Below are 13,025 nucleotides of genomic sequence, written 5' to 3'. Positions count from 1 at the left end.
ATATGCAAAAAAACATCACGTCACTAGGCTCCCTGAACTGGGATGACCTGAAGTTTTTCCTCGAAGTTGCCCGCACCCGCAAGGCCAGCGTCGCCGCCAAGCGCCTGGCGGTGGACTACACCACCGTGTCGCGACGCATCAGCTCCCTTGAAGGATCCCTGGGCACCCTGCTGTTTGAAAAATCCCGGACCAACGGCTTCGTTTTGACCACAGAAGGCCAGCGCTTGCTGGGTTACGCCGAGTCCATCGAAAGCACGTTGCACATGGCCTGCGAACAGGTATCCGGCTCCGGCGTGGCGCTGTCGGGCCACGTGCGCATGGGCTGCACCGAGGGGTTCGGCAGCTTCTTCATCACCCCGCAACTGAGCCACTTCGTCGACACCTACCCGGCGATCTCCGTGGACATCCTGCCCCTGCCCCACTTCATCAGCCTGTCCAAGCGCGAAGCGGATATCGTCATCGCCCTGGAGCGTCCGGAACACGGGCCGTACGTGTGCTGCAAACTGTGCGACTACAAACTGCAGCTGTACGCGACCCAGGAATACCTCGACCAGCATCCGCCCATCCGCCGGGCGGCGGATCTGGCCGAACATCCGTTTATCAGTTACGTAGATGACCTGGCGTTCAGTTCGGAGCTGCTGTACCTGGCCAACGTGGTGCCCGGCGCCAGCGCGAGCTTGCGCAGCACCAGCGTGATCGCGCAGTACGTGGCGGCGCAGCAGGGGCGATCGCTGGCGATCTTGCCGTGCTTCTTGGCGGCGCAGGACCCGCGATTGCTGCCAGTGCTGGGCAAAGAGATCAACATTACGCGGCAGTTCTGGATGTACTGCCGCGAGGACTTGAGGAAGTTGAAACGGATCACCCTGTTGTGGGATTACATCCGTGAGGTGACGGAGCAGAATCAGCCGTTGTTGATGGGGGAGACGCGGGAGATGCGGTTTGCAGGCTGAAGCTCGCAATGGAAGCCGCCATGGATGTGCGTGGCGAGCAGTATGCGTGGGCTGCGCATTATCTGTGTGAGATGGGGAAGGCCGTGGTTGATGACCTGACCAAGGCCATGTTGCCAAGTGGTTAAGCGGACGTCATATAAAGCACGCCACAAATAAAATGTGGGAGCCGGGCTTGCCCGCGATGGCGGTGTGTCAGTCACCCAATACATCAACTGATACACCGCCATCGCGGGCAAGCCCGGCTCCCACATTGATTGCATTCCAACTCGAATTGCCCGGAAGCCAGACTAGTCAGCAATCACCACAATCGACACCCGTCGGTTCTCGGTACGCCCCGCCGCGGTCTCGTTGGAGGCCACCGGTTCGCTGCTGCCCAGCCCGCGCAGTTGCACGTTTTCTTCTTTCATCCCCACACCCGCCAACACGTGCGCAACGCTTTTGGCCCGGCGCAGGGACAGTTGCTGGTTGTAGGTCTCCTTGCCCGAGGCGTCGGTGTGGCCGTCGACCCGCACCCGCTCAATGCCCACGCCCAACAGCGCCTTGCCGATGCGCTGGACGATCTCGGTGCTGGGTGCATTCAGCACTTCGACGTCGCTGCCAAACAGCACCTTGCCCGAGAGGCCAAAGGCCCAACCCTCATCAGTCAGTTCAAAACCCTGTTGTTTGAGCACGGCAATCTGCGCCGGTGTCAGGCCTTTGGGTGGCGGGGTCTGGCAGCCCGTCAGCGCGAGCAGGGCCACGAGCAAGGTGATAAACAAAAAACGTGCGGTCGAGAACAAGGGATCAACTCCTGTGTTGAACGTTGACAGCGGGATCCTCCGATTCCGCCGTTTGCTGGCCCCCCTGGGAAAGCCGTTTGGCCTGGTACATCGCCGCGTCGGCGGCGTTGAGCAGGGTGCCCGGGGTGGCGCCATGGTCAGGGTAGACGGCAATGCCGATACTGAGTGAGGTCAATACCTGGGTGTCGCCGGGCAGAGGAATCGGTGTATCCATGCTGGCGATGATCTTGTCGGCGATGCGCTGGGCGTCCTCCAGCTTGTGCAGGGGCGACAGCAGGATCGCAAACTCGTCGCCACCCAGGCGTGCCACCAGATCGTCTTCGCGCAGTTGCGCACGCACGCGCGCCGCCACGGCCACCAATACCGCATCGCCGGCGGCGTGCCCGAAGTTGTCGTTGATGTCTTTGAAGCGGTCGCTGTCGAGGAACAACACCGCGACTTTCTCGTTGAGTTTGGCGGCGCTGCGCAGGGCACGAATCAATCGCCCTTCAAAGAACGCCCGGTTGGGCAGCCCGGTCAGGCTGTCGTGGCTGGCCTGGTGGGCAAGGGTTTCGTTTTCGCTTTGCAGGTGGGTTTGCCAGGCTTCCATCTCGTCGAGCAAGGCGTTGAAGTCATTGCCCAGGCTGTCGAGCTCGGCGATTTGCGCCGGTGGCACGCGCCGGTCAAACGCCCGCTCGCTGCGGGCGGCGTGGGCCACCGAGGCGAGGCTGTGCAGCGGCCCGGTGATGCCACGCAACAGCCGCCGCGCCAGGAACAAGGCGACCCAGGCACTGAGGGCGGTGCATATCAGAATCCCGGCCAGCCCACTGAGCAGGAAGCGCAACAGGCTGCCGCCATGCCCCGTCAGGTGGACACTGCCGATAACTTGACCCTGATGCAGGATCGGCTGGGTGATCGGCTGTTCGAGCAGTGCATGCGCCAACTGCAGCTCAATCATTGAGAGCATCCCGGTTTCCGGGCGCTCCCAATGTGCCAGTTGCTTGCCGTCGACATTGAAGACCTCGGCCTCGGCCACCTCTTCCTCCGAGGCAATCACCGCCAACGCTTCAGTAGCCGCCGCACTGTCGTTGAACACCACGGCCGCTTCTACGGTGTAGTTGATGGAGCGGGCGATCAAATGCAGGTTGTGGTCGGCATACACCCGCAACGCAAGCACCCCGAGCAGCGTCAGCGAGACACTCGCCATGGTCACCGCCATCAGCGCCAGGCTCAGGTGCCCGCGACCGATGACTGAGCGCAGGGTTGGCCGTACCGGGGTTTTATCCACACTCATGACCCTGGCGCTCGACGGCGGGACAGTTGCAGTACGCTTGGATGAATACGCACACCGCTGCGGGCAACGGAGTCGAGGTTGACCTCGAACGACACCTGCTCATCGGCCACACGCAGGCAGAACAGGCTGCCCACGGTGCATTGGTCGCCGCCTTCGCTGATGCTGAGCACCGGATGGCCGATCAAGGCCGCAAACAGACGGCTACGCTCATCGCTGGTCAATTGGCCGATGTACACCGCGTCGCAAGCATTGGCGATGTCCGGATGGTTGGCCAGTAAACGCTGCACCACCACCGGACGGCCGGTAGCCTGGGTGGTGCCTTTGACCAGGTCATCGGTGTATTGGGTCGGCCCGACGATGCACAGGCGCAATTGCGCGGGCTCTACCGGCCAGCGGGCGTAACTGAGAATGCCCAGGACCACCTGGGTGACGGCCTTGGCCCGTTGATCGGCCATGCCGGCAGGTGGCTGGGCAAAAGCGAGAGGCGTGAATATCCACAGAAGCGCCAACAGCAGCATGCGTCTCCAGCTCAAACTTCGCTCTGTGGGCGAGACAGCCACGTTCATGCAGCGATTCTCTTTGATCTTCTTTGGATGATGCCGCAACGATAGCACAACGGCGGAAAACCCCCGAGGCGACACCTAGGAGGATTCCGACATTTTATTAAGAAAAATCACACATATGGATCAGAAAATTTAGATAACCCATCGGTCAGCTTATTTAATGATCAAGCACCCAGTTCAAGCATAAGCCCGCTCAAGCGCTTCACCTTGCGCCGCACCGCTTCTTCAAACACGCCGCCCCGGGGTTCGATCAGGCTGAACCAGTCCTTGGCGCGGGTGATACCGGTGTAGATCAACTCTTTGGTGAGCACCGGGTTCAAGGCGTCCGGCAGGATCAGCGCGGTATGGGTGAATTCAGAACCCTGGGATTTGTGCACCGTCATCGCGTACACGGTTTCCACATCATTGAGCCGGCTGGGCAGCACAAAACGCACACCGCCCTGGCCATCGTTGCGTGGAAACGCGACGCGCAGCACCTGCGGCCCGCCATCGCTTTCGGGCAGCTTCAGGGCAATGCCGATATCGCCGTTCATCAGGCCCAGGCCGTAATCGTTGCGGGTCATCAATACCGGGCGGCCTTCGTACCATTGCTGGTCGCTGTCGATCAGCCGGGCCTTGAGCAGCGCGGCGGTGATGCGCAGGTTCAAGCCCTCGACACCCCACGGCCCCTTGCGCACGGCGCAAAGCAGCTGGAAGGCATCGAAGGCTTTGAGCAGCCTTTGCGCCCAGAGGGTCCAGGCTTCGTCATCCCGAGGAGTGTCGAGGGCCGGACGCGCGGTCTGTAACAACTTCAGGTAATAGCGATAGCCATGGGCACCGTCGCCGTGACCATCCAGCACCAGGCGCTCCAGGGCATGGTCGTGCTCACCCTTGAGGCTGACGCAAAACAGGTCGGCATGGCTGCGGGCCGCCAGCAGTTTGCGAGCCTGTTCGGCGTTTTGCTGGTTGACCCAGCGGGCCAGTTGGCCAATGCCGCTGCCTTCGCCAAACCGTCGCGAGTAACGCAGCATCACGACTTGTTGCGCCAAGGGATGGCTGCCGTCGAGGTCTTCCTGCAGGCCGCTGGCGCCGAGGTCTTCGCCGCTGACCTGTTGCAGCCACTGGCGGGTTTGCGGGCTGTAGAAACCGGCTTCGGCGTCACGGCACAAATCCCCCAGCACCGCGCCCGCCTCAACCGAGGCCAACTGGTCCTTGTCACCCAGCAGCACCAGACGGGCGTGAGGCGGCAAGGCGTCCAGCAGGTTGGCCATCATTTCCAGGTCGATCATCGAGGCTTCGTCCACCACCAGCACATCCAGGGGCAACGGATTGCCGAGGTGATGCCGGAAGTGCCGGGTGCCGGGGCGACTGCCCAGCAAACGGTGGACAGTGGTGACCTGGGTCGGGATTTTTTCCTTCACTGCATCAGGCACTTTCAGCGACAGCACTTGCTGGCTGATGGACTCAGTCAAGCGCGCGGCCGCCTTGCCGGTGGGCGCAGCCAGACGAATGCGCAACGCGCTGCCCGCTTCCACGGCGGGTGCCTGCAACAACGCGAGCAAGCGCACCACGGTGGTGGTCTTGCCAGTGCCAGGGCCGCCGGTGACGATGCTGAATGCACCGCGGGTGGCCAAGGCACAAGCGAGTTTCTGCCAGTCGACAACCCCATCCGGCGGGGCCTGGTCGAACAGGCGATTCAGGCGTTCGGGCAGATCATCGGCAACGCTCTCGCGGGTGGCGAGTCGCAGGCGCAGAGCGGTGTCAATGCGCCGCTCGTAGGTCCAGTAGCGGCGCAAGTACAGGCGTTTGTCCGACAGCACCAGTGGTCGGCTTTGCGCGTCTTCGCTGCCGTCGACGGCCAGTGCCACCAGGCGGCTGGCGGCCAGGGCGTGGCACCAATGAGCGCCGTCCAGGCCTTCAAGCAATTGCGAAGGCAGCAGCATGGCGCCGGTTTGCACATCGCCTTCAGGCGGCAGCGACAGGGCAAAATCCGGGGCCTTGAGGGTTTCGAACAGGTCCAGGCACACATGGCCGTGGCCCAGTTGGTGGCTGGTCAAGGCAGCGGCCAACAGCACCAAGGGGTCGGCCTGGGGATCGAGTTCGTGGAGGAAGCCGACGAAGGCTTTATCCAGCGCACGCAACCATCCGCGCTGCACCCAGAGATCGAGCAACTGCACCAGATCGGCGGCGCGGCTGAGGGGCGTCAGGTCCTCAAGCGGTAACGGCGACAGGCTCATAGCAACACTCCTTGTTCCCACGCGGGTTCGGCCTTGGGTGGTAGCGGTTTGCCCTGGAACAGCAGGTCCAGGCTTTCGATCAATTCACGAGGCGGACGGGTGAAATACGCGCCCTGGCTCGCAGAATGGGTGCCGCGCAGGAACAGGTACAAGGCGCCGCCGATGTGGCGGTCGTAGTCGTAATCCGGCAATCGAGCCTTGAGCTGGCGATGCAGGGCCAGCAGGTAAAGGACATATTGCAGGTCGTAACGATGATCGAGGATCGACAGTTCCATGGCCTGTTGTGTGTAGGCCGAATCATCAGGGCCGAGCCAGTTGGATTTGTAATCGGCCACGTAGTAGCGGCCTTCATGTTCGAAGGTCAGGTCGATAAAGCCCTTGAACATGCCGTTGAGCAACACCGGCTCGGCGGCCACACGGGATACGCCGTTGTGAGTGTGCTGGCACACCAGTTTGTCGAGCGCGAGGACGTCGACTTTGTGGCTGGCGAACCAGAACTCCATTTCGATCTGGTACTGCTGCAATTCGCTGAGGGCCACCTGCCCGTTGCCCAAGGGCAGCCGGGCCTGCAACAAGTGCCCAAGCCAACCGGACAGCGTGTCGATCCAGCCTTCCCAGCCACGTCGGTTGCAGCGCCGGGCGACTGCATCTTCGATGGCTTCGGGAGTCACGTTGAAGCCTTCGCCGCCCGCCCATTCCAACAGGCCATGGAGGAAGGTGCCGGGGTTCGGCCCGCGTGGGAAACGGTGAATATCACCACCGGAAGCCGGCACTTCACGCGGTGCATCCGGGTCGAGGCGTTCGTCATCGAACAGCTTCTGCGCCTGTGGGCTTTCCGGCGCTTCCAGGCTCGCTGCACTCATGCTTTCGCCGATACGCAGGGCGCTGTAGGAGGCGATCCACCAGTTTTCTGCCGCCTTGCGCTTGGGCAGCAGCGGCGCGAGCAAGGTGGCTTCGTTGCGCGGCGGATGAAACACGACCGCGTCGGCTTCGGGTATTTCTGCGTAATGCAGCGCGGGGCAACCATCCTGTAAGTCGAGCAGCCAACGGGCCAAGCCGGCGGATTCGCCAAGTGAAGCGCCGCCGCCGAGCAAGTAGCCCAGGGCCGACAGGTGCAACACCGAGCTGTTGTTATTGCCGCGTTTCAGGTCGGCGATCCCCAGCCAGCAGGCGTGTTTGGCACGGGTCAGTGCTACGTAGAACAGCCGCAAGTCTTCGGCCAGGCGCTCGTCGTCAGCTTGGGCGATCAATTCGGCGGTGGGCCTGAGGCTGACCTGGGACTTGCCGTTTTCGTCGTGGTAATGCAACGGCAAGCGGCTGCCATCCACCGGTTTTGCCGAGCAGATGAAGGGCAGGAAGACCAGGTCGTATTCCAGCCCCTTGGACTTGTGGATCGTCACCACTTTGACCAACTGCTCATCGCTTTCCAGCCGCAGGATCTGCTCTTCGCCGGCCTGCCCGGAGAGTGCAAGATGTTCGGCCAGGTGGCGAATCAGTGCCTGTTCGCCGTCCAGCTCTGCGGCTGCCTGTTGCAGCAATTCCGAGAGGTGCAGCAGGTTGGTCAGTACCCGTTCGCCATCGCTGCGGGTGATCAGGGTTTGCGGCAATTTGAAGTCGTGCAGCAGGCGGCGCAGCATCGGCAGCACGCCTTGGGTGCGCCAGATCGTGCGGTAATCGCGGAACTGCATCACGCGCTTTTCCCACGCCAATTCGTCCTGGTTCAGACGTTCCAGTTCGGGCAGTGACAGGTTCAAGGTGATGCAGGCCAGGGCGGCGCGCAGCGGGCGCTCGACATCCGGCTCGGCGCAGGCCTTGAGCCAGGCCAGCAGGTCGTGGGCTTCCTGGGCGGCGAACACCGAGTCCTTGTCGGAGAGGTACACGCTGCGCACACCACGGGCGGCCAGCTCGCCACGCACGGCCTGGGCTTCCTTGCCGTCGCGCACGAGGATGGCGATGTCCGACGGCAGTACGCCCTTGAAGCTACCGTCTTTGCTCAGGAATCCCGCAGTACCCTGCTGGCCACCGTTGAGCAAGGCGACAATTTGACTGGCACAGGACGCGGCCAGTTGTTGGCGGTAGAGCACGCTGGAGATCGGCTGGTCGGTGGGCAGATGCCAGAGGTTCAGCGCCGGCAACGTCTGACCGTTGACCTGCAGTTGTTCCTTGCGGCCTTGGGACAATACCGACTGGAACGGCACCGGATTCGTACCGTCGGGTTCGCGAAACAGGAACGCGCCGCGACCTTTTTCTGCGCGCTGGAACACGTGGTTTACCGCCTCGACCATGGCGTGGCTCGAACGGAAGTTGGTGCCCAGGGTGTGATGGCGGCCGGTGGTGGATTGGCGCGCACGCAGGTAGGTGTAGATGTCGGCGCCACGGAACGCATAGATCGCCTGCTTCGGGTCGCCGATCAGGAACAGGCCGCTGTCGAGGTGGTTTTCTTCGATGCGGTAGATGCTGTCGAAGATGCTGTATTGAACCGGGTCGGTGTCCTGGAATTCATCGATCAAGGCGACCGGGAATTGCTCGCGGATCACACTGGCCAGGCGCTCGCCGCCATCGGCCTGCAGAGCGGCGTTGAGGCGGATCAGCATGTCGTCAAAGCCCATTTCAGCGCGACGGCGTTTCTCTTCTTCGAAGCGTTTTCCAACCCAGCCGGCGGCGTGTTGCAGTACGGCGGCGTCGGGCGTTGGCAGGGCGTCGAGGCTGGCCTTGAGGCCGGCCATGGCTTCGATACCTGGATGCTGCGGCGGTTCGCCTTTCCAGGCTTCGGCCATGCCGTCGGGCGTCAACCGGGTGAAGCCGGTACCGATATCCAGTTGTTCGAGTGATTCGTCAGCCGCCCAAGCGCTGATTTTTTCGAACCAGGGTTCGAAGTAACGGGCTTGCATCTTGCGGCCATCGACCGCTTTGGCCGCGACGGCTTGCAGGCAAATATTGCGCAGTTCTTCTGCCCATTGCAGCCAGGGCGCCTTGAGTGAAACGAGGGCTTGGCGGCGCTCTTGCAAACACGCGTTGATCAGCTCGGCGGGTTCACGGGTTTCATCGGTGGGCCGTTCGCTGCCGAACAAGGCGCGTACCCGTGGCATCAACGCAGCCGGGCCGCCCCAATTGTTGCGTACCCAGTTCAGCGCATCGTCGTGCATCGGGTAGCAGAACAACCGCCAGTAGTCGCGCAGCACTTCGCCGAGCAGGTCACTGTGGTCGGTTTCCAGGGTCTGGGTGAACAGGCTGCCGCTGTCGAATGCGTGTTCGCGCAGCATGCGCTGGCACCAACTGTGGATGGTCGAGACGGCGGCTTCGTCCATCCATTGGGCGGCGATGTCCAAGCGATTGGCGCAGCCGGGCCATTGTTCGGGGCTGTATTGATCGCGCAGCTCAGCGATCAGCGCATCGGGCTGTTCGATTTCTTCGCGAAAAAAACGCGCGGCTTCTGCCAGGCGGATACGGATGCGTTCGCGCAGCTCTTTGGTGGCGGCGTCGGTGAAGGTCACCACAAGGATTTGCGGCGGCAGCAATTCGCGGCCAAAGCCCGACTCATCACCGCCATGGCCGAGTACCAGGCGCAGATAGAGCGCCGAGATAGTGAAGGTCTTGCCCGTGCCGGCACTGGCTTCGATCAGTTGGCTGCCTTTAAGCGGGAAAGCCAGGGCCAGGGGTTTTGTGCCGCTCATGCGCTGGCCTCCGCGCTGGTGAGTGATCGCCAGGGGGCATTGATCAACGGTCGATACAGGGTTTCGCACCAGCCTTCGAACTCTTCGCTGGCCATTAGCGCAGCGTAGTCCGGGAACTGGCGGGTGAGCGCTGGGCTTTCACGGCGCTCGCCGTCGGTGGTTTGGCCGTCGCCTTCGTAGGCCTTGCAGGCGGCGGCTTGGGCTTTGGCAGGGTCGGTTTGACCGAGCCAGGCGAACGCTGTTTTAACGGCAATCGGCAGTGGTTCACTCATGCCGGTTTTCCAGGCGAGCAGCAGGTTGCCGAGGAGTTCCTGGGCTGTGGCTTGCTCCAGCGGGGCCAATAGCAGCGTGTCGTCGCTGGCGACCAGGCCGGTACTGAGTGGCAGTCCGCAAGCACAGGCCACCAAGTGGTTCACCCACGGACGAATCAGGCGGTGCCACTTCCGGGTTTTGATCGAACCGATGCTGTTGGGGATGGCGGTGACGCTCAGGAAGCCACCGTCGCTGCGCTGGTGCAGGCCGCTGATCCAGCCTTCCAGCTGGATGCCTTGATACTCAAAACTGATCGGTTCGGCGCTGGTGTATGGTGTGGGCCAGAGTGCCAGGAGCTGCTGGTAACGTTGCAGCAGATCAGGCAAAGGCTCGATCAGTTCTTTGCGCAGGCATTCGCCGAAACCGACCATTGGCAGCAAGCCGCTACCTTGCAGGCGCAAGGCCTGGGCGTTGAGGGCTTCGTCGAGGTTGTCGGGTTGGGTCAGCGCGGCGGCGAGCAAACTGTCGCTCAGGCTGTAGCGCTGGAGTGCGTCGAGGACGAAGGGTTCTTCATCTTCCAGCGGGACTTCGGCGGCTTCAAAGAACACTTTCAGACGCTGGCTGAAGAAGTGTTTGACCGGGTTGCGCAGGAAATCCTGCAGTTGGCCAAGGCTCAGCGGTTCTTCCTGGATGTAGGGAGCGAGGTTGCCAGTATCGAGCCGGTTTTCCGGGGTCGCGTGGAGCAACTGCCATTCACGGGCATAGCTGAACAGCTCGTCACCTTCATGGAAGTAGCGAGCACTGAAGGGTTGGAGCGGATGTTCCTGGGTGGTGGCTTCAAGGAGTGGTACGCCGCTGGTGGTGTGCCAGCCGCTGGCGATATGGTCACGCAGCTGGCCGATCAGAACGGACGCCGGACGATCACTGTTGTCGCGGATACTGCGGCCGACCCAACTGATGTAGAGCTGGTCGCGTGCCGAAAGCAGCGCTTCGAGCAACAGGTAACGGTCGTCTTCGCGGCGCGAACGATCGCCTGGGCGGTAGTCGCTGCCCATCAGGTCGAAGTCCAGCGGTGGTTGCGCGCGTGGGTAATCACCGTCGTTCATGCCGAGCAGGCACACCAGCTTGAACGGGATCGCTCGCATGGGCATCAGGGTACAAAAATTGACAGCACCTGCAAGGAAGCGCTGGGACAGGCGGCCTTGGTCGAGGCCCGCCAACCAAGCCTCGCGGACTACGGTGAGAGGTAACTCGTCGTGCAGTCCGACGGACTCGCAGGTCTCCAGCCAGGTTTCTCTCAGTTGCTCGAGCTGGCCCAATAGGTAGTCGTCGTGCTCATTGCTCGGGAGGAAGAACAGCTGCATCAAGTTTTGCAGACGCTCGCCCCACTCTTGCGGCGCGGCTGGTTGTGACAGTGCCTGGTGGGCGTCGTGCAGCGCATCGAGCAGTGCAACCAGCGGGCCGATCAATGCGGCGTCGAGGCCGCCGATTTCATCGTAAGGCTCGATGCCGTCGCAGGCAGAACCTGTGCCGACGGCGTAGCCCAGGAGCATGCGGCGCAGGCCGAAACGCCAGCTGTTTTGCTCCAGCTCATGGGGTAAGCCAAGACCCGCGCGCTGTTCGGCATTGAGGCCCCAACGGATACCGGCGCCTTCGATCCAGCGGTGCAGGGTCGGCAGGTCGCGCTCCTTGATGGCGAAACGTTCGCGCAAGGCCGGGACGTCGAGCAGGTCAAGGATTTCGCTGACCGGGAAGCGGCTGTCGGGGAGCTTGAGCAGGTGCTCGACGGCGATCAGCAATGGGTCACGGCCGCGCTGGCCTTGGTCTGTGAGCGTGAACGGGATGAAGCGTAGGTCGCTTCTTTCAAGCTGGCCGAATACAGCGCGAATGTGCGGCGCGTAGCTGTCGACGTCGGGAACCATGACGATGATGTCCCGTGGGCGCAGCGTGGGGTCGGCGCTGAAGCGCTGCAGCAATTGGTCGTGGAGAACTTCCACTTCGCGCTGGGCGCTGTGGGCAATGTGGAAGCGGATGGAGGTGTCGTGCTCCAGATCGACGCTTGGCCAGAGTTCTCGGGTTTCGTTGAGCGGGCGCAGTTCGAGGATGTCGTCCTGGAGCTGGTTGAGCAAGGTGGTGGGCTCGCTCTCGCTGAACAGGTCGATGCGGCCGTCACGAAATGCCGAGCGGTAGCTGTTGGGGTCGTCGTAGCTGTCCAGCAGGTTGATGTAGTCGCGACCTTGTTTGCCCCAGGCAGCGAGCAGCGGATGGGCATGCTGGTGCAGGGTTTGCGGGTCGATGGTGACCGGCATTCCGGCTTTGCGGGCCTGGCGTTTGTATTCGTTCCGGAGCAGGTCTTTGTCGGCGACGATGTCGGACCAGTGGTGGCGACATGGGTTGTGCACGCACAACAGGACCTGGCTGAAACGAGCCAGGCCAGCCAGCGCTTCCAGGGCTTGGGCTGGCAGGGATGAAATGCCGAACACGATCACTCGGGAAGGCAGGCCCGCGGGCGCTTGTTCCAGGGTGTTGATGCGCTCGATAAAGCGTTGGTGAACACCGGCACGACTCTGGGCCATGCCCTCCTCCCCGACGTCCAGCAACAGGGCACGCCATAGTTCGGCTTGCCAGCAGTTGGCCGGGCTCAAGGGTTTTGATTCGCCTCGGCCGTTGCGCAATTGGTGGCGGCCGGCGGCCCAGTCTTCCAGCCAGTCAGCACGGTAGACCTGGTATTGGTCAAACAGGTCGGCGAGACGCTCTGCCAGTTGGTAGCGTTTGCGCAGATCCGTATCGTGGGTCAGAAAGCGTTGCAGGGGTTCGAAGTGGGGCTGATCGATCAGCTCCGGGAGCAGGCGCATGAGGCGCCAGGTCAGCGGGGCTTTATCGAGCAGGGACTTGGGCGGGATTTCATCTTTACCCAGGACCATTCGATAGAGCTGCCACATGAAGCTGCCGGGGAGTTGCACGTCGATGGCCGCGGCGATACCGCAACCGCCCATGTCGTCATCTTCAGGGTCTTCGGCCAGCGCCAGTTTGAGCCATTGGGCAATGCCGTTGCTTTGTACCAAGGCGATTTCGTTTTCCAGGGGAGCCAGTGGGTAACGACGCATCCAACTGACAACCAGGCTGCGCAGTTCATCCAGGCGGTTGCCGTGAACCACCATGAATCCAGCACTGAGGGACGTCGCATCCGGCATAACGGCTTCCTTGGGAAAAGCAAAATCGAGGGATGGACTTTAGCATTGAAGGCAGTTGCAGGCTGCAAGCGAGACACGCTTGATGCGTTGCGCGCCCGTACTTTTCGACCGCCCAAAAACAAAA

The 13,025-nt window shown here is 62.2% G+C and carries 7 protein-coding genes and 1 pseudogene; 2 read left to right on the top strand and 6 right to left on the bottom strand.

Translation table 11 applies throughout. The annotated features are described in order from the left end of the window. The first annotated feature begins 2 nt into the window (after positions 1-2). The gene (locus HX875_RS04920; protein ID WP_177042121.1) at positions 3-950 is read left to right on the top strand and encodes a LysR family transcriptional regulator; all 948 of its coding nucleotides are present in this window, start codon (positions 3-5) and stop codon (positions 948-950) included. Further along, positions 950-1,075, top strand: a pseudogene (locus tag HX875_RS04915) (DUF3077 domain-containing protein); the annotation flags it as partial. The gene HX875_RS04920 and the pseudogene HX875_RS04915, both read left to right, overlap by 1 nt. 162 nt (positions 1,076-1,237) lie before the next feature. On the opposite strand, the gene HX875_RS04910 reads toward HX875_RS04915, so the two are convergent. The 6 genes from HX875_RS04910 to recC form a co-directional block, all read right to left on the bottom strand. Further along, positions 1,238-1,729 (bottom strand): OmpA family protein, encoded by a 492-nt coding sequence (locus tag HX875_RS04910; RefSeq protein ID WP_177042119.1) that lies wholly within the window; start codon positions 1,727-1,729, stop codon positions 1,238-1,240. A gap of 4 nt (positions 1,730-1,733) precedes the next feature. After that, positions 1,734-3,002 (bottom strand): diguanylate cyclase domain-containing protein, encoded by a 1,269-nt coding sequence (locus tag HX875_RS04905; protein ID WP_177042117.1) that lies wholly within the window; start codon positions 3,000-3,002, stop codon positions 1,734-1,736. Continuing rightward, entirely contained in the window at positions 2,999-3,568 is a 570-nt protein-coding gene (locus HX875_RS04900; protein WP_177042115.1) for a YfiR family protein, read from the bottom strand. The genes HX875_RS04905 and HX875_RS04900 overlap by 4 nt, the downstream gene beginning before the upstream one ends. Before the next feature lie 161 nt (positions 3,569-3,729). After that, on the bottom strand, positions 3,730-5,781 hold the full coding sequence (recD, locus tag HX875_RS04895) for an exodeoxyribonuclease V subunit alpha (protein ID WP_177042113.1): 2,052 nt from the start codon (positions 5,779-5,781) through the stop codon (positions 3,730-3,732). Next, positions 5,778-9,455, bottom strand: coding sequence for an exodeoxyribonuclease V subunit beta (gene recB / locus HX875_RS04890; RefSeq protein ID WP_177042111.1), 3,678 nt, complete (start codon positions 9,453-9,455; stop codon positions 5,778-5,780). Before recB ends, recD begins: the two co-directional genes overlap by 4 nt. Then, the gene (gene recC, locus HX875_RS04885; RefSeq protein ID WP_177042109.1) at positions 9,452-12,901 is read right to left on the bottom strand and encodes an exodeoxyribonuclease V subunit gamma; all 3,450 of its coding nucleotides are present in this window, start codon (positions 12,899-12,901) and stop codon (positions 9,452-9,454) included. The genes recB and recC overlap by 4 nt, the downstream gene beginning before the upstream one ends. Positions 12,902-13,025 lie beyond the last annotated feature (124 nt).

Origin of the sequence: Pseudomonas yamanorum, assembly GCF_013386765.1 — a bacterium.
Taxonomy (GTDB): domain Bacteria; phylum Pseudomonadota; class Gammaproteobacteria; order Pseudomonadales; family Pseudomonadaceae; genus Aquipseudomonas; species Aquipseudomonas yamanorum_A.
Note: the sequence above shows the minus strand (reverse complement) of the source record. Positions and strands in the feature narration are given on the sequence as shown.

Bases quoted from the DNA above. Each gene is read 5' to 3' on its own strand.
- HX875_RS04905 (WP_177042117.1), bottom strand. From the start codon at position 3,002: ATGAGTGTGGATAAAACCCCGGTACGGCCAACCCTGCGCTCAGTCATC.
- recC (WP_177042109.1), bottom strand. From the start codon at position 12,901: ATGCCGGATGCGACGTCCCTCAGTGCTGGATTCATGGTGGTTCACGGC.
- recB (WP_177042111.1), bottom strand. From the start codon at position 9,455: ATGAGCGGCACAAAACCCCTGGCCCTGGCTTTCCCGCTTAAAGGCAGC.
- HX875_RS04900 (WP_177042115.1), bottom strand. From the start codon at position 3,568: ATGAACGTGGCTGTCTCGCCCACAGAGCGAAGTTTGAGCTGGAGACGC.
- HX875_RS04920 (WP_177042121.1), top strand. From the start codon at position 3: ATGCAAAAAAACATCACGTCACTAGGCTCCCTGAACTGGGATGACCTG.
- recD (WP_177042113.1), bottom strand. From the start codon at position 5,781: ATGAGCCTGTCGCCGTTACCGCTTGAGGACCTGACGCCCCTCAGCCGC.